We start from the raw sequence: 17,397 nt of genomic DNA, 5'->3' as shown, positions 1-17,397 counted from the left end.
CGGGGGCTCCTTACAAGGGGTTTCAGGGGCGGGAGATCAGGTCGCGGATCTGCGCGTCGACGGCCGAGCTGTCGTACGAGCGCCACAGCCGGGTCCGGCCGGCGCCCGGCTCGCCGCGGTGCAGGTACTCGTACAGCTCCTGCCGCGAGCCGAATCCGGAGCCCACCAGGTCCCAGGCGATGCGGAACAGCCGGGACTTCTCGTCCACGCCGATGTCGTGGCCGCGCATGTACGTCTCGAGGGTCGGGCGCAGCTCGGAGGCGAGGTCGGCCTCGCTGGGCTGCATGATCAGCCCCGAGGAGCCGATCTGGCGGAGGATCTCGGCCACCCGCGCCGAGACGCCGGCCGACCAGAAACCGAGGCCGTAGCTGACGCGCGGGGCCAGCAGACCGCCGGGCGTGCGCTCGGCCGCCGCCTCGGCGCCGATGATGCCCAACTCCAGGGTCTCGGCGTACGAGATGAGTTCGCCGAGCTGTTCCTGGATGCCGCGGAAGGTGTCCACGCCGATCGAGTGGGCCACCATCTTCGCGACGGAGACGAACACGCGCAGCCGCTGGAGGAAGCGGATGTGGGTGCTCTGCAGGCTCCACGCGTTGATGCGGACGAGCCCCTTGATCGCGGTCATGCTGTCGCCGCGCAGGAACAGCCGGTCCCAGGGGATGAGCACGTCGTCGAAGAACAGCATCGCGTCCTGTTCGTCGAAGCGACGTCCGAGCGGATGCGTGTGGCCCTCGGTGTCCAGGCTGAACGGTTCACGGCAGAGGATCCTCAGGCCGGGGGCGTTCATCGGCAGCGCGAACCAGAGCACGAACTTCTCGGCTCCGCGCGCGGCGGTCACGCCGTTGAGATAGACAAGGACCTCGTGCGAGAAGGGGGCCAGGGTGGCGAGCTGCTTCGCGCCGCGCACGATGACACCGTCCGCGGTCTCGTCCACGATGTGCAGCGACAAGGTGTCGTCCACGAGCGGGTCCGCACTGCGGTCGATCTGGGGGTCGCCCAGGGCGTGGGTGAGCACGAGGTCGTGCTCGCTGGCGTAGCGGTGGTAGTCGACGGCGTGCTGTCCGAACCCCTCCCGGGCGGCGTCGAGTTCGGGCGCGTAGTCGCGCAGACCGACGACGACGTTCGACATGAAGTCGGGCGAACGGCCGAGCTGGCCGAGGCTCTCGCGCATCCACCACTCGCTGGCCGCGAACTTGGCGCGCAGCTCCTCGGGCGTGGACGGCATCGAGTACGCCTGGCTGACGCGGTTGCCGGTCTCCGGCGACACGAAGGTCGACAGCTCGACGTGCTCGGGGGAGTGGCGCAGGTCCAGCAGCCGCGCGAACTCGTCGACGACGCCGCGGAAGGCCGGATGCGTGGCCACGTTGTCCACGCGCTCGCCCGACAGCCACACCTCGCGGCCGTCGTCGAGGCTCTTGCGGTACTGGTCTCCGGTCAGGATGCCGGTGGCGCCGCCGATGTCGGCGACGGCGCCACCCGCCCCGGCGAGGGCGTCGGGAGTGTCGGCCGGTACTGAGGTGGTCATATGTGCTCCTACGGACCTGGACCCTGCGAGATCTGTGTCTCTCGGAGTCAATGCCAGGCTCGGGGGCGGGCACATCGGATGCGGTGGACCACTTGGGGCGCGGGAATTCCGACACGGTGTCGGAGAGTGCAGGGAGCGAGGGAGGACCGCGCGGGCCGGGGGAACGTGGAGCGTGCGTACGCGAGGGAGCGAGGGAGCAGCCGGTCGGCCCAGGGGAGCGCGGGCGACCGGTCCTGGCGCCGCCGCTCCCGTCACGTGCTCCGGACCGTGTACTCCTTCAGAGGGCGGGCGCCGGCGGCAGGATCCCCGCCAGCCGTGCGACACGCAGTCCTGTGTGCAGTTCTCTGCGGACGGCGCCGTCGTGCAGGTCGGCGCCCGTGACCTTGCGGGCGCGGTCGAGCCGGTAGTACAGCGTGCTGCGGTGGATCATCAGGCGTCGCGCGGTCTCCTGGCCGTCCGCTCCGCAGTCCAGGTAGACGTCCAGGGTGTTGGCGAGATCGGGGCCGGACGCCGGGTCGACCAGTTGGGCGACCGACGCGGGGAGGTCCTCCACCGTCAGCCGCTCCAACGGCAGTTGCAGCAGGAGCCGGTCCAGGCCCAGGTCGTCCCACGAGACCACCGGACCGTAACGGCCGGGGTCCAGCTCCCCTCCCCGTACGGCGAGCCGGGCCTGCCGCACCGACGACACCGTGTCGGACAGTTCGTGCACCGGGGCACCCATGCCGAGCAGCACCCCGTCACGGGCCGGCGGCCGACCCGGCGCCGGGGACCGGCCCGGACCGTGGGCGAGGACGGCCACGGCCCGGTCCCCGATCACGGCACCGGCGACCGCCTCGCGCATCGACCGGGCGAGTCCGGCCAGCGCGGACTCCAGCGCGGTGCGCCGCTGCGCGGCCGACGAGCCGCCGACACCGGGAGCGACGATCACGAGCCCCGTGTACTCCGCCGCCGAGGGCAGCACGCCGTCGGCCACCAGGACACGGGCGGCCTCGACGCGTCGTGCCGCGTCGTCGGACACCAGGTCCGAGACGAGCATCCGCACCCGCAGCCGGCTCTCCTGGTTGTCCAGTGCCCGCACCGCGAGCAGCCGCCCGAGGTCCGGTCCGAACCGGTCGACCAACTCGCCCACCGCGCCCGGTACTTCGCTCGCGGCGCCGGGCTCGACCCACACCAGGTAGCCGAACAACTGGCCGTCGTGGCGCACCGCCACCGCGACCCGCTCGGGAACCCCGTCCGCCGCCGGCAGCCGCACCGGAGCCGACGCGTGGGCGGCGCCGGACGCGCGCAGCATGTCCCGGACCGTGGTGCTGCCGCGCCGGGACAGGATCGTCAGCCGGCGGGCCTCGTCGACGTCCGCGTCATGGGCGCTGTAGGCGGCCACGTTGAGATCGACGTCGTACAGCACCAGCGGGCGTTCGAGCAGCTCGGCGAGGTGTTCCACCGTCGCGTCGATGTCCATGAGCGGCCTCCTTGCCCTGGGTCCGGCCCGGGACGGCCCGTTGACCCGCGCCCGTGAACGGGCCCCGCACCATGATCGCATCCGACACCGTGTAGGAAACAGCGGGAACAGATTGGCGCAGTGGGCCCAAGGCGGCGGGGCGCGGTGGATCTTAGCGTGGGACCGTACGCCGAGAGGGGAGCCCACATGTCCGCCCTGAACCTGAACTCGCTCCAGGGATTGATCTTCTCCGACGGGTGGCGCATCCCATCCGGCGGTGAGCGGGAGGTGCACAACCCGGCGGACGGATCGCTGGTCGGCACGATCGGCCTCGGTGACCCCGCGGACATCGACCGCGGGTGCGCCGTGGCCGCGGGTGCGCAGCCCCAGTGGGGTCTCAGCCCCGCCACGCACCGCAGGCAGGTGCTCCTGGCGGCGGCCGGGGCCCTCGCCGAGGCCCGTGCCGAGGTGGTGTCGACGCTGATCGCGGAGACGGGCAGCACCAGGGGGAAGGCCGAGCAGGAGGTCACGAAGTCGCTCGACGAGCTCTCCTCGGCGGCATCGCTCACCGAGCACCCCACGGGGGAGCTGCTCCCGCACGACACCCCGGGAACGCTCAGCATGGCGCGCCGCATCCCGGTCGGCGTCGTGGGCGTGATCTCCCCCTGGAACGCCCCGCTCCTGCTTGCGCTGCGCTCCGTCGCACCCGCGCTGGCCCTCGGCAACGCCGTGGTGCTCAAGCCCGACCCGAAGGCGGCGCTCTCGGGCGGCGCGGTGATCGCCAGGATCTTCGAACGGGCGGGGCTGCCGGCAGGTGTGCTGCACGTCGTTCCGGGCGGCCCGGAGACCGGCGAGGCGCTGGTCACGGACCCCCGCGTCCCGGTGATCTCGTTCACCGGATCGTCGGCCGCCGGGCGCCGTGTCGGTGCCGCCGCCGGGGCGCTCATCAAGCGCGCGGTGCTCGAACTGGGCGGGAACAACCCGGTGTTGGTGCTCGACGACGCCGACCTCGACGCCGCGGTCAACAACGCGGCCTGGGGATCCTTCCTCCACCAGGGCCAGATCTGCATGGCCACCGGCCGCCACCTCGTCCACGAGAGCCTCGCCGTCGCCTACGTCGAGAAGATCACCGCCAAGGCCGAGTCCCTGCGCGTCGGCGACCCGGCGGATCCGGCCGTGAACATCGGCCCACTCATCACCGAGGACCAGGCCGCCCGCGTGGAGAAGATCGTGAACGAAGCAGTGTCGGCGGGTGCGCGACTGGTCTCGGGGGGCGTCCGGACCGGCACCTTCTTCACCCCCACCGTGCTGGCCGACGTGGCTCCCACGTCCCCCGCGTTCACCGAGGAGATCTTCGGCCCCGTCATCGCGGTCACCCCGTTCACTGACGACGACCACGCGGTGGCACTCGCCAATGCCAGCGAGTACGGCCTCTCCGCCGCCGTGCACACCAGGGACTTCGCCCGCGGCCTCGCCGTGGCGGCGCGGATCAGGGCCGGGATGGTCCACGTCAACGGACAGACGATCAACGACGCCGCGCACATCCCCATGGGTGGCCTGGGCGGCTCGGGCAACGGCGGCCGGCACGGCGGCCATTGGAACCTCGACGAGTTCACCCACTGGCAGTGGGTGACGGCGAGCCCGACGGCCCCCACCTACCCGATCTGAACCCTGAGGTTCTGCCTGGACGAAAGGAGCCGACAGTGCGATCGGCGACGCAGAAGCGCGAGCTGTTCCGGTCCGTGCTGGCCCGCGAGAGCCTGACCGTCGTACCCGGCGGATTCAGCCCGATGGACGCCGCCATCACCGAACGCGCGGGCTACGACGCGTTCTTCCTCGCCGGCTCCCAGGCGGCGGCGTTCCTGTACGGCGCGCCGGACGTCGGAGTCCTCGGCCTGAACGACATGGCGGTCCACGCCGGCCGCGTCGCCGGGCACGCCGACATTCCCGTCCTGGTGGACGGGGACACCGGCTACGGCAACGCGGTGAACGTGTATTTCGCGGTGGGGCAGTTGGTCCGATCCGGCGCGGCCGCGGTGCAGATCGAGGACCTGGAGGCACCGAAGAAGTCCGGTACCGACGCGGGACGCCGACTCGTCTCGGTGGACGAGGCCGTCGGCAAATACCGGGCCGCCGTACGCGCCCGCGACGAACTGGACCCGCTGTTCACGATCTGCGCGCGGTGCGACGCCATCGGCGCCGAGGACGGCGGCTTCGAGGAGGCCGTCCGGCGCTGTGTCCGCTACGTGGAGGACGGGGGAGTCGACTTCGTCTGGCTCAACTCCCTCCAGACGCCCGAGCAGATCGCGGAGGCGTGCGAGCGCATCCCGGCACCGGTGATGACCGTATGGGGAGGCGAGGGCCCCGGGCCCACCCTTGACGAGTACGAGCGCCTGGGCCTGCGGATCGCGCTCTTCCCGGTGCTGGCCTCGAAGTCCGGTCTCCAGGCCGCATGGGAACTGCTGCACGCCTTCCGGGAGCAGGGGACACCGGCCCTCGACGACTGGGCGCGGAAAGTAGCCGCGAGCCCCTGGGGCGCGGCACCGCTGCCGTCCCTCACCGGTACCGAGCGCGTGCGGCAGCTGGAGGACGAGTTCCTGCCGAGCGAGTTCCGGCGCGACTACGAGTCGACGTTCGGGCACACGCCGTCCACGTGAGCGGTGCGGGCGGGCCAAGTCGTCGTAGACCCAAGGCTGTTGAGGGCCGCGGTGCCGGCCGGGTTTCCGGGACCGAAGTGCTGTCCTCTGGCGCTCAATCGCTCTAGGGATCGGATACTGCTTCGGTGACGCCGCTCGTGAACGGGGCGCGCCGACCTACGGACAGCGAGTACGCCGATATGGGCCGTTCCGGCCGGGTGACCTTGAGCGATGTGGCCGAGGCGTCCGGGGTGTCGCGGGCGACCGTGAGTTTCGTGCTGAACGACGACCCACGGCAGACGATCTCCGGCGCGACACGGGAACGGGTCATGGAAGCGACCCGCGATCTGGGCTACGTCCCGCACGGGATCGCCCGTGCGCTGCGCGAAGGCTCGTCGCGCATCGTCGTGCTCAACGTGGACTGGGGCATCGAGGGCAACTTCTCCCGCAGCTACGTCCGTGGCCTGGACGAGGAACTGGCCCAGTACGACCACGTCCTGCTCGTCCGGCACGGACACGCCGCGCCGGAGGCGACGCAGAAGATCATCGACGCCATCGTGCCGCGGGCAGTGTTCAGGCTGGGCGAGGTCTACATGCGGGGCCACGGGCCCATCGAGGAGGACTGGGACAACGGGTTCGCCGCCAACGCGGCCCTGCAGATCGGCCACCTCGCCGAGCGGGGGCACCACAGGATCGCGATGGCCATGCCCGACCATGACTTCCCGCTCACCGAGGCTCGCCTCGGATTCGCCCGGGAGACCGCCCGGCGCCTGGATCTTCCGCCCCTGGAACGGCTGGTCGTGCCGCGGCCCCGGGAAGCCGGCGCGGTCGCCGTCGAGGCGTTTCTGGCAGCGCACCCGGAGGTGACGGCGCTCGCCGCCTTCGACGACGACATAGCGCTGCGCAGCCTGACCGCCCTGCGCGACCTCGGGGTGCGAGTGCCCGAGGAGATGGCGGTGATGGGCTTCGACGAGACCGAGTACGGCTCCCTGCCCACGCCCGCGCTCACCACCGTCCACATCGACGCCGAAGTCCTCGGACGGATCGCCGCCCGTGGTGCCCTCGGCATCGACACGGAGGGACTGGCTGCCGTGCCCGGCCGGGTCGTGGTCCGCGCGTCGGTGTGACTGTGGCACGGCGGTGGACTCATGCAACAGTCCACCGGTTGCTCTCCTGATCACGTTGCTCTTCTGCATTGCACCGCACCGATCTCGCTGGGGCCGAGACCACCCTGCCGGCCTTCCTCTCGCCTCAGGCCTCGGAGTCCGTCCGCTGGTACGGCGCCAGCCCCGGCTTGATCTCCTTGGTGTCCAGGAACTGCGACAGACCCTTCTGCCGGCCGTCCTCGCGGTCGCGCGTCAGCAACTGGGCCGACTTGGCCGCCATATAGTCGGTGGCCTGCTCGTAGTTCATCGTCGCCGCGTGCCGGAACGTCTCCTTCGTGGAGCGGAGCACCTCGGGGTTGAGCTTGCGGAGCTTGGCCGTGAGTTCGCGGACCGCCTCGCCCAACTCCTCCCTGGGCACCGAGCTGTTGACGAGCCCGATCTCTTGAGCGCGCCGGCCGTCGAAGGTGTCGCCGGTGAGCGCGTAGAACAGCGCGTCCCGGTAGCCCAGCGCCATCGCGATGTCCCGGGTGACCAGACCGCCGGGCAGGATGCCCCAGTTCACCTCGGACAGCCCGAACCGTGCCTCGTCCGCGGCGATCGCGAGGTCGCACGAGATGAGGGGCATGAAGGCGCCGCCGAAGCACCAGCCGTTGACGGCGGCGATGGTCACCCGGGGAAAGAAACGCAGCCGGTTGTAGGACCACTCCCGCATGGTCCAGCGTGCCTTGTCGGCGAGGACCGGGTCGTGATCGGTCTCCCGGAAGTACTCCTTGAGGTCCATTCCGGCACTGAAGGATTCCCCCGCGCCGGTGAGGACCAGGACGTCCGTCCCGCCGTCCGTGGACAGGCGGGTCAGAGCGTCCAGCATCTCGTCATTGAGCTGCGGACTCATCGCGTTGCGCTTGTGCGGCCTGTTGAGGGTGACCGTGGTGACGCGGTCTTCGGTCTCAACAGAAATGCACTCGTAGTGGGGCATGTCGTAACTCCTCGACCACTAGGCTTCGAGGAGCAATGTATAATAACATTACGGCTGCCACCATAGAGGTGTTATTTATTATGAGGCGGCGGCCTTCGCGTAGAGATCGGTCGACGTGGCGGCGAGCGCCTCGTGGGCCTGCATGAAGAGCCGGTGCGCCTCGTCGCCGGTCCAGCCGGGCGGCTGGAGCTCCGTCGGGAGCTGCGGGTCCCGCTGGACGACATGCCGGTAGGCGTTGACGAGCCGGACGCGCTCGGCCAGTGCTGCGCCGGCGTCGAGTGTGCGGGCCCGGAAGTCCCCGTGGCCGGTGCGCAGCCGTCGTACGAACTCGGCGTAGTCGGCGGCGATCTCGTCCAGTTCCCAGCACTGGGCGGCCATGGCGCGGTCGGCCGGCAGGCCGGTGGTGCGGGTGGTGAGCAGGGTGAGCCGGGCGGTGGGCAGGAGGGCCGCGGTGTTGGCCACCGCGTCCAGGCGGGGGTGGGGGCAGACCCAGGTGGCGGCGGCGAGCGAGCCGAAGCCGAGCCAGGCCAGCTTCTTGCGCAAGTCGTCGCGTGTCTGGCGGTCGTTCTCCGGCACCGTGTAGATGACCATCGACCACTCGCCGTTCCAGGGTGCGGTCGGATCGCGGAAGATTTTCCGGCGTCCTTCGTCGAGTGCCTGGAGGGCGGTCGGCGTGAAGCGGTAGATCGACTCCCGGCCCTCGCGTCGTACGTCGAACCAGCCGCGCTCGCGCAGCCGGGCCAGGGTGACCCGCATCACCGGGCCGGAGATGTCGAGCTCCTCGCCCAGTGCGACGAGGGCCTTCAGCCGGATCTCCCGGCCGCCCGTGCGGTCGAAGTCGCCCAGCAGGTCCATGGCCAGGGAGGTCGGCTTGGGTGAGTTCTCGGTGTCCACCATGGGTCCCATCTTAGGGGAGTGCCCGGAACGTGTAACAGATCGCCGTCGGTGCTTTCGGAGATCCGCTCGGTCTGGGGTGCCGTGATGGGGGTTGTGACGTTGCTGGGCTTGGGGAAACATGGAGGGCGGCGACTCTATGTTTAACGAAATCGCGCGTGGCGTTCCAAAAGTGTTTCGTGAAGAGTAGGGTGCTCACCGGATGCACAGCGCGGTCGCGGTTGCCGGCCGTGCCTCGGATCTGGAGCGGCCCCGTGTGCCGGGTCTCCAGCCGCAGCGTTTCGCCTCTCTAGGAGTCTCCGTGACCGAAGCCGTCATCGTCGCCACCGCCCGTTCTCCCATCGGCCGAGCCTTCAAGGGGTCGCTCAGGGACATACGCCCCGACGACCTGACCGTGCGGATGGTGCGCGCGGCGCTGGCCCAGGTCCCGCAGCTCGGCCCGGGCGACATCAACGACCTCATGCTGGGCTGCGGTCAGCAGTCCGGTGTCTCGGGGTTCAACATGGCCCGGATCGTGGCCGTGCTCGCCGGTCTCGACCAGGTGCCCGGCACCACCGTCAACCGCTTCTGTTCCTCCAGTCTCCAGACCACCCGGATGGCACTGCACGCGATCAGGGCGGGCGAGGGCGACGTCTTCATCTCTGCCGGAGTCGAGACCGTGAGCCGCTATGGCGGCCCCGAGTACTCCGACCTGCGTCCCGACGCCCTCAACCCGGCCTTCGCCGACGCGAGGGCGCGGACCGACGAGATCGCCTCGGAGGGCCGGACCTGGACGGACCCGCGCGAGGAGGGGGCGCTGCCCGACGTGTACATCGCGATGGGGCACACCGCCGAGAACGTCGCGGCGCTGTACGGAATCGGACGCGAGGAGCAGGACGCGTTCGCGGTACGCAGCCAGAACCGCGCCGAGAAGGCGATCGCGGACGGCTTCTGGGCCAAGGACATCACCCCGGTCACCCTCCCCGACGGCACGGTGGTGAGCCGGGACGACGGCCCCCGACCCGGGGTCACCGTGGAAGCGGTCAGTGAACTCAAGCCCGTCTTCCGGCCGGACGGCACCGTGACCGCGGGCAACTGCTGTCCCCTCAACGACGGGGCGGCGGCCGTCGTGATCATGTCCGACACGAAGGCGCGGCAGCTCGGCATCACCCCGCTCGCCCGCATCGTCAGCACCGGACTGACCGGCCTCTCGCCCGAGATCATGGGCCTCGGCCCCGTGGAGGCCACCCGCCAGGCACTCGCCAACGCGGGGATGGGCATCGGCGACATCGACCTGGTCGAGATCAACGAGGCCTTCGCGGCACAGGTCATCCCGTCCGCCCGGGAGCTGGGCATCGACGAGGACCGGCTCAACGTCAACGGCGGCGCCATCGCGATCGGGCACCCCTTCGGCATGACCGGCGCCCGGATCACCAGCACGCTGATCAACTCCCTTCAGCACCACGACAAGCAGGTGGGCCTGGAGACGATGTGCGTCGGCGGCGGCCAGGGCATGGCGATGATCGTCGAGCGGCTGGGCTAGGACTCCGCGGACCGCGAGAAGAGCTACGCGGACCTGCGAGAAGAGTCGAGAAGAGACAAGAGGAGGAGGAAGACATGACGGGACGCTTCACGGGCCGGACGGCCGTCGTCACCGGAGCGAGCCGCGGGATCGGGCTGGGTATCGCCCAGCGTCTGGTGGACGAGGGCGCCAAGGTCGTCGTCACCGCCAGGAAGCAGGAGGCGCTCGACGAGGCCGTCGCCTCGCTCGGCGGCCCCGAACACGCCCTCGGCGTCGCCGGGAAGGCCGACGACCCCGACCACCAGGCGGAGACCGTGAAGCGCGCGGTCGAGACCTTCGGCAGCCTGGACTTCCTGGTCAACAACGCGGGCATCAACCCGATCTTCGGGCCGCTCGTCGAGGTGGACCTCGCCGCCGTACGGAAGATCATCGAGGTCAACTGTGTCGCCGCCCTGTCCTGGGTGCAGCAGGCGCACCGGGCCTGGATGGGCGAGCACGGCGGCGCCGTAGTGAACGTGGGCTCGGGTACGTCACTCCGCCCCGCGCCCGGGATGGGCGTCTACGGCTCCAGCAAGGCGCTGCTCACCTATCTCACCCAGCAGCTCGCGGTGGAGCTCGGCCCGTCCGTCCGCGTCAACGAAGTCGCCCCCGCCGTGGTGAAGACCCGGTTCGCGGCTCCCCTGTACGAGGGGCGCGAGGAGGAGGTGGCCGCCGCCTACCCGCTCAAGCGGCTGGGCGTTCCCGAGGACATCGGCAGCGTCGTCGCGTTCCTGCTGTCCGAGGACGCCGGCTGGCTGACCGGACAGCAGCTCGTCGTCGACGGCGGCGTGACGCTGACCGGCGCCGGATGAGCCGGAAGAGGCCCGCAGGCGACAGGGGAACTCCGGTCGCCCGCACGGCGAGGAGAGTCGCATGATTGTCCATGTGGAGGTCGGCCGCCGGCACTGCGAGGTGCGCGATGCCGACGACCTCAAACGGTTGAGTGTCGAGGTGGCAGGCGAGGCCCCCGACGAGGAGTTCGACCGGATCGCGGCGCCGCTGGCGCGGTTGCAGTCACCCACGCACGCGTGGGTGTCGGTCCGGGAGCTGCGCGCCGCCTGCGCCCGCGAGGGCGACCCGGACCGGGCGCGGGATTTCGACGCGATGGTGGCGTTCGCCGCGTCCAAGGGCTGGGTCGACGACACCGGAACGGAGCTGCGCGCCCACGTGGTCCGTACACCGGGTCCGGAACCCCAGAAAAGCTAAACAAATCTGCGACGACAGTCGTGACATTGTCATTCTAAGACGTTACGGTCCTGTTCAGGGGCCTTTTCCATCACAACGACGTGTACGCGCAGAGCCGCCTGGCCGATGTCGCACCTCCGCGACAGAGTCGGTGCCGCGCGGGACGGAGGCAAGTTGAACACCACCGTAGTCCCCGCAGGTCTGTCGAGCGGAGAGCTCGAAAAGGCCCTTGACGCATTCCGAGCCGTAGTCGGTGACGCACATGTCCTCACCGGTGAGGACGCCCTGGAGTTCCGTGACCCGTTCTGGCACCGGGATTGGCCCCAGTTCGAGGCCTCGGGAGTCGTCCAGCCGGGGTCCGTCGAGGAGATCCAGGCGATCCTGCGCATCGCCAACGAGCAGCGCGTCCCGATCTGGACCACCTCCACCGGACGCAACAACGGCCTCGGCGGCAGCTCGCCCCGGGTGCAGGGCTCCGTGGTCGTGAACCTGCGCCGCATGAACCGGGTCCTGGAGATCAACGAGGAGATGGGCTACGCCGTCGTAGAACCCGGCGTGACCTGGTCCCAGCTGTACGAGGCCATCGAGGCCGGCGGACACAAGCTGATGGTGTCGACCACGGACCTGGGCTGGGGGAGCGTGATCGGCAACTCCCTGGAGCACGGCACGACCTATCTCCCCTACGGCGCCGACTTCCAGGCCCCCTGCGGCATGGAGGTGGTCCTCGCCAACGGCGAGGTGCTGCGCACCGGCATGGGCGCCCTGCCCGGCAGCAAGGCCTGGCACCTCTACCGGCGTGGCCTCGGCCCGACTCTCGACCCGCTGTTCATGCAGTCCAACTTCGGTGTCGTGGTGAAGATGGGCGTCTGGCTGATGCCGAAGCCGGAGGTGTACGCGCCGTTCTGGATGCACGTCCCGCGCGAGGCGGATCTCGTTCCGCTGATGGACACCATGCGCCGGCTGCGCATGGACCGGACGATCGAGGGCGTCCCGGTCATGTACAACACCCTCACCCTCGCGTCGATCACCGGAGAGCGGTCGCGCTGGTACGAGGGTGACGGGCCGACCCCGGACCACGTCGTCGACCAGATCGCGGGCGACCTGGGGATCGGCCGCTGGATCGTGCACGGCGCGCTGTGGGACGACAACGCGGTCACGGACCACAAGATAGAGAAGATCACCGCTGCCATCGGGCAGATCGAGGGCGGGCGGGTGCTCTTCACCAAGCACGCGCCGGAGGACATCGCCGGCCTGGAGAGCTTCCCGGACCGGGTGCTCGGCGGCGCACCGAGTCTGGAGTGGCTCAGCTTCCTGCGCTGGTACGGCACCGACGCGGGTGCCCACACCGGCACGGGCCTGGTCTCACCCCTGGAGGGAAACGAGGCCTTCCGGCTGCACACCCTCCTGAAGAACTTCATCGAGCGGGAGATGGGCCTCGACTACTTCGCCAACCCCGTCCTGATCAACTCCCGCAGCTACATCCACGTGTTCGGCGTGATCTTCGACGTGCTCAACTCGTCCGACACCGAGCGCGGCTACGAGGTGTGCCGACGCGTGGTCGAGGACGCCGGACGCGAGGGCTTCGGCGAGTACCGGGCCCACCTGGCCAACATGGATCTCGCGCAGGCGCAGTACAGCTTCGGCGACAACGCCTATCTCCGGTTCGTGGAGAGGATCAAGGACGCCGTCGACCCGAACGGGATCCTGTCCCCCGGCAAGCAGGGGATCTGGCCGAAGTCCTTCCGCAACGGCCAGGGCTGAGCACCCGCCTCGAACACAAGGAGCAACCCGTGCCCATTCAGTTCGGGATCTTCGATCACATCGAAATGAGCGGCGACCAGGGCGTCGAGGCCCTCTACGAATCCCGCATCGCCTTCCTCAAGCGGGCCGAGGAGGCCGGCTTCTACGGATTCCACCTCGCCGAGCACCACGGCCACCGCCTCTCGGCCTCCCCGTCCGCGTCGGTGTTCCTGGCCGCACTGGCCCGTGAGACGACACGGCTGAAGCTGATCCCCACGGTCGTCTGTCTCCCACTGCACCACCCGGTCCGTGTCTACGAGGACCTGGCGATGCTGGACGTGCTCTCCCACGGCCGGCTCGAACTCGGGCTCGGCAAGGGCATCACCAAGTTCGAGCACCTCCAGTTCGGCCACGACCCGGAGGAGGCAGGGGCACGCGCCAAGGAGATCTCCGCGATGCTGCTGGAGGCGTGGGAGACCGGCATCATCTCCAGCGAGAACTCGACCTTCTACGACTTCATGGAGATGAAGCTCCCCTTCGAGCCCGTCCAGCACCCCTACCCGCCGCTGTGGACGGCCGGCAACATCGAGGTCGCCGGGCGCGGCGGGCACAACTTCGTGACCACCGGCCCCGTCACGGCCGCCGCGCGGGCACGCTACGACGAGCTGCGCGCCGCCAGCCGGGAGGTGCCCGGTCACCAGAACCCGCACGTCAAGGACCCGCTGATCGGCCAGACCCAGTCGGTCGTCATCGCGGAGACCGAGGCGGAGGCCAAGGCGACCCTCCGCCGCGCCTGGTCCTACTACCAGGAGTCGATCACGCGGGCTCGCGGCAACGTTCCGCCGCACCTGCAGACCGAACTGCCCGCCATGGACAACCCGGTCGCCCAGGCCGTGCTCGACCAGGACCCCCTGGAATCGGGTATGGCGGTCGCGGGAACCGTCGAGCAGGTGCGTGACTACTACGTCGAGCAGGCGCGGCGCGGGCACGCGAACTACTTCGTTCTCATGATCCCGTTCGGCGACATGACGGCCGAGGAGGGCACCCGCACGCTGGACGCCTTCGCCGAGCACGTCATCCCGGCGGTCCGCGAGGCGGTGGACGAATGACCCTCGCCGGCACCACCATCGACGTACGGGGGCGATCCACGGAGGTACGCGTGGACGGCACCGGCGAACCGCTCGTCCATCTGCACGGCGGCGGCATCGTGGAGGGCCTCGACTTCCTGACGGCCCTGTCCGACCGTTTCCGCGTCGTGGCACCGCTCCTGCCGGGCTACGGATCCACCGAACTCGAACCTCCCATCAGCAGCCGGGAGGACGTGGCCCGGCACACCCTGGACGTGCTCGACGCACTCGGCATCGAGCGGACGGTCCTGGTGGGCCACTCGCTGGGCGGATGGCGGGCGGCCCACTTCGCGGCGCGCTACCCGGAGCGGGTGAGCCGCCTGGTCCTGGGGGCGCCCTGGGGCATGGACGTCCCGGAGTGCGTGGTGCCAGATCTGGCCTCGATGAGCCCCGCCGAACGCCTCGCCCTGATGACCACCGACCCGCGGATCTTCGAGGGACGCTTCCCCAGTGGGCCGGACCCCGAGTTCCGGGCGACCCGTGAGCGCGAGCATGTGTCGCGCACCCGGATCATGTCCGGCCCCCATGACCCCGAGCTGGCGGACACCCTCGCCCGGATCACCGCGCCGACACTGCTGCTGTGGGGAGAGGAGGACCAGGTGAGTCCCTTGCCGCACGCCGCCGCATGGCAGAAGGCGATTCCGCAGGCCGAGCTGCGCACCTTCCCGGGCCGCGGGCACCTGCTCTTCGCCGAGGACCCGGAGCTCCTCCCGGCCGCCGTGGCCGACACGAGTCAGGAGGCCGGCCGATGACCGGACGCCTTGAGGGCAAGGTCGCCCTCATCACCGGCACCGCGAGCGGCATGGGCCGCGCCGCAGCCGTCCGGTTCGCCCAGGAGGGCGCACTGGTCATCGGCTGCGACCTCTCCGAGGACGGCAACCGCGAGACGGTCGAACTGGTGGCGGAGACCGGCGCCAAGATGACCGGCATGGCGCCGGTGGACCTCGGCGACCCGGAGGCCGCGCGCACCTGGGTCGAGGAGTCGGCCGCCGTCCACGGACGGATCGACGTGGTCTTCAACAACGCCTCCTCACCCCGCTTCGCGCCGCTGCCGGACCTCTCGGTGGAGGACTGGCGGTACGCCATGCGCAACGAACTCGACCTCGTCTTCTACGTGACGAAGTTCGCCTGGCCCCACCTCGCCGAACGCGGCGGAGTCGTCATCAACACCGCGTCGACGTCGGCGTACGTCGCCACCCCCGGCCAGGGATTCGCCGCCCACTGCGCGGCCAAGGGAGGGGTGCTGGCGTTCACCCGCCAGGTCGCGTCCGACGGCGCCCCGCACGGGATCCGCGCCCTCACGATCAGCCCCGGCGCCATCAAGACCCCCGTCGTCGACCGCAACTACCTCTCCAAACACCCGGGCGCGGAGCAGGAGTTGATCGACCGTTCGCTGATCGCGACCCGGATGGGCACCCCCGAGGACGTGGCGTCGCTGGCCGTGTTCGCGGCCTCCGACGAGGCGGGCTATCTCACGGGTGTGGACCTTCTCATCGACGGCGGCATGACCGCTCTGTGACCGGCTCCGGTGCCCACGCTCCGGAGGGGACGACGATGTCCGACAGGGAGAGCACGACGATGTCCGACAGCACGACCGGCACGACACCACAACTGCCGGGCCGCGGCATGACCCTGGCCGACCAACTGGCCCGGCACGCCCGCACGGTCGGCGACGAGATCGCCTTCCGCTGCGCGGGCGCCCAGCGCACGTACGGCGAGATCGACGAGCGAGTCGACCGCCTCGCGAACGCCCTGCGCGACCGCGGGGTGGGCCCCGGCGACCGTGTGGTCGTGCTCGGGTTCAACACCCTTGAGGTCCTGGAGGCCTACTTCGCCACCGGCCGGCTCGGCGCGATCTGCGTCCCGGTGAACTTCCGGCTGGTCGCCCACGAGATCGCCTACGTCCTCCAGGACAGCGGTGCCGCAGCCGTCGTCGTACAGGACGCGCTGGCGCAGACGATGGACCAGGCACGCAAGGAAGCCGGGCACACCGGACCCTGTCTGGTGTTCGGGGCCGAACACGACGGTTCCGGCGAGGACTACGAAGAGGCGCTGCGCTCGACGTCGCCGCACTACGAGGGCGCGCCGGTCGACGAGCGGACCCCCGCCTTCATCATGTACACCTCGGGCACGACCGGCCGTCCCAAGGGCGCCGTGCTCACCCACCACAACCTGCTGATGCACGCGTTCAGCGTCATGACGCACCTCGGCCTCCCGCCGGACGACAAGGTGTGGCTGGCCGCGACCCCGCTGTTCCACATCGCCGGACTGTCCGGGATGCTGCCCACCCTCATGCGCGGCGGACGCATCGTCGTCCTCCCGTCGGGCGGGTTCGATCCGTCGGGCGTGGTCGACCTGCTGGAGCGGGAACGCGTGTCGTCCTGCTTCTTCGTCCCCGCCCAGTGGGAACTGATCTGCGCCGTACCGGGCATCGCCGAACGCGATCTGTCGGCGCTGCGCCGCGTCGCCTGGGGCGCGGCTCCGGCGACGACGACGTTCCTGCGCAAGCTCATCGGCGCGTTTCCCACGGCTTCGGTGGAGACGGCGTTCGGGCAGACCGAGTCCAGCGCCATCGTCACCATGCTCCGCGGCGACGAGGCCCTGAGCCGGATCGGCTCGGTCGGCACCCCGCTGGCCAACGTCGAAGTCCGCGTCGTCGACGACGAGTTGAACGACGTGCCGCGCGGTGAGATCGGCGAGATCGTCTACCGGGGCCCTGCGGTCATGGCGGGCTACTGGAACAAACCGGCCGAGACGGCGGAGGCGTTCCGGGGCGGCTGGCTGCACTCCGGCGACCTGGGGCGGCAGGACGAGGACGGCTACTTCTACATCGTCGACCGCAAGAAGGACATGATCATCTCCGGCGGCGAGAACATCTACTGCGCCGAGGTGGAGAACGTCCTCGCCGCCCACCCGAAGGTCCGCGAGGTCGCGCTGATCGCGGTACCCGACGAGAAGTGGGGCGAGACCCCGCTCGCAGTCGTCGTCGCCGGAGTCGAGGAAGACCCGCCCACGCCCACCGAACTCGTGGAGTGGTGCGCGGAGCGCCTCGCCCGTTACAAGCACCCGCGCCACATCGCCGTGGTGCCGCTGCTGCCGCGCAACCCGAGCGGCAAGGTGCTCAAGACCCAGCTGAGGTCCGACCGCGAGGCCGGACGGCTCGACATCCGGCAGGCCTGACCGCACCGGAACCAACCGGCAGGCCTGGCAGCACCGGAACCATCCGGTCG

The 17,397-nt window shown here is 70.2% G+C and carries 15 protein-coding genes; 11 read left to right on the top strand and 4 right to left on the bottom strand.

Annotation, left to right across the window (positions count from 1 at the left end; all coding sequences use genetic code 11):
- Positions 1-22: 22 nt before the first annotated feature.
- Positions 23-1,525 (bottom strand): 4-hydroxyphenylacetate 3-hydroxylase family protein, encoded by a 1,503-nt coding sequence (locus tag OG588_RS05490; protein ID WP_405946282.1) that lies wholly within the window; start codon positions 1,523-1,525, stop codon positions 23-25.
- 277 nt (positions 1,526-1,802) lie between these two features.
- Entirely contained in the window at positions 1,803-2,984 is a 1,182-nt protein-coding gene (locus OG588_RS05485; RefSeq protein ID WP_398844065.1) for a PucR family transcriptional regulator, read from the bottom strand.
- A 186-nt stretch (positions 2,985-3,170) separates the two neighbouring features.
- Here OG588_RS05485 and OG588_RS05480 point away from each other — a divergent pair, with 186 nt between their 5' ends.
- From OG588_RS05480 to OG588_RS05470, 3 genes are all read left to right on the top strand, one after another.
- The gene (locus OG588_RS05480; protein WP_405946281.1) at positions 3,171-4,631 is read left to right on the top strand and encodes an aldehyde dehydrogenase family protein; all 1,461 of its coding nucleotides are present in this window, start codon (positions 3,171-3,173) and stop codon (positions 4,629-4,631) included.
- Positions 4,632-4,666: 35 nt separating this feature from the next.
- Entirely contained in the window at positions 4,667-5,620 is a 954-nt protein-coding gene (locus tag OG588_RS05475) for an oxaloacetate decarboxylase (RefSeq protein ID WP_405946280.1), read from the top strand.
- A 125-nt stretch (positions 5,621-5,745) separates the two neighbouring features.
- Positions 5,746-6,726, top strand: coding sequence for a LacI family DNA-binding transcriptional regulator (locus tag OG588_RS05470; protein WP_405946279.1), 981 nt, complete (start codon positions 5,746-5,748; stop codon positions 6,724-6,726).
- Positions 6,727-6,850: 124 nt separating this feature from the next.
- Here the strand turns inward: OG588_RS05470 and OG588_RS05465 are convergent, their stop codons facing one another.
- Together OG588_RS05465 and OG588_RS05460 are read right to left on the bottom strand one after the other, a co-directional pair.
- Positions 6,851-7,681: a p-hydroxycinnamoyl CoA hydratase/lyase gene (locus OG588_RS05465; protein ID WP_405946278.1), complete on the bottom strand. Its 831-nt coding sequence runs from the start codon at positions 7,679-7,681 to the stop codon at positions 6,851-6,853.
- Positions 7,682-7,759: 78 nt separating this feature from the next.
- Positions 7,760-8,578, bottom strand: a complete 819-nt coding sequence (locus tag OG588_RS05460; protein ID WP_363100066.1) for a PaaX family transcriptional regulator C-terminal domain-containing protein — start codon at positions 8,576-8,578, stop codon at positions 7,760-7,762.
- Positions 8,579-8,876: 298 nt separating this feature from the next.
- On the opposite strand from OG588_RS05460, the gene OG588_RS05455 reads away from it, so the two are divergent.
- The 8 genes from OG588_RS05455 to OG588_RS05420 all read left to right on the top strand — a co-directional run bounded on the left by OG588_RS05455 (position 8,877) and on the right by OG588_RS05420 (position 17,347).
- Positions 8,877-10,097 (top strand): acetyl-CoA C-acetyltransferase, encoded by a 1,221-nt coding sequence (locus tag OG588_RS05455; protein ID WP_405946277.1) that lies wholly within the window; start codon positions 8,877-8,879, stop codon positions 10,095-10,097.
- 74 nt (positions 10,098-10,171) lie between these two features.
- Positions 10,172-10,927: an SDR family oxidoreductase gene (locus tag OG588_RS05450; protein ID WP_405946276.1), complete on the top strand. Its 756-nt coding sequence runs from the start codon at positions 10,172-10,174 to the stop codon at positions 10,925-10,927.
- 61 nt (positions 10,928-10,988) lie between these two features.
- The gene (locus OG588_RS05445) at positions 10,989-11,321 is read left to right on the top strand and encodes a hypothetical protein (protein WP_405946275.1); all 333 of its coding nucleotides are present in this window, start codon (positions 10,989-10,991) and stop codon (positions 11,319-11,321) included.
- A gap of 153 nt (positions 11,322-11,474) precedes the next feature.
- A complete protein-coding gene (locus OG588_RS05440) occupies positions 11,475-13,061 on the top strand; it encodes an FAD-binding oxidoreductase (protein ID WP_405946274.1) in 1,587 nt (528 codons plus the stop codon).
- A gap of 29 nt (positions 13,062-13,090) precedes the next feature.
- Entirely contained in the window at positions 13,091-14,149 is a 1,059-nt protein-coding gene (locus OG588_RS05435) for an LLM class flavin-dependent oxidoreductase (protein WP_405946273.1), read from the top strand.
- Positions 14,146-14,919, top strand: coding sequence for an alpha/beta fold hydrolase (locus tag OG588_RS05430; RefSeq protein WP_405946272.1), 774 nt, complete (start codon positions 14,146-14,148; stop codon positions 14,917-14,919). The genes OG588_RS05435 and OG588_RS05430 overlap by 4 nt, the downstream gene beginning before the upstream one ends.
- A complete protein-coding gene (locus OG588_RS05425) occupies positions 14,916-15,686 on the top strand; it encodes an SDR family NAD(P)-dependent oxidoreductase (protein WP_398844087.1) in 771 nt (256 codons plus the stop codon). Before OG588_RS05430 ends, OG588_RS05425 begins: the two co-directional genes overlap by 4 nt.
- A gap of 59 nt (positions 15,687-15,745) precedes the next feature.
- Positions 15,746-17,347 carry a long-chain-fatty-acid--CoA ligase gene (locus OG588_RS05420; protein WP_405946271.1) on the top strand — a complete coding sequence of 534 codons (1,602 nt, stop codon included), beginning with the start codon at positions 15,746-15,748 and terminating at the stop codon, positions 17,345-17,347.
- Positions 17,348-17,397: the final 50 nt, after the last annotated feature.

It is taken from the genome of Streptomyces prunicolor, from assembly GCF_045162825.1.
Taxonomy (GTDB): domain Bacteria; phylum Actinomycetota; class Actinomycetes; order Streptomycetales; family Streptomycetaceae; genus Streptomyces; species Streptomyces prunicolor.
Note: the sequence above shows the minus strand (reverse complement) of the source record. Positions and strands in the feature narration are given on the sequence as shown.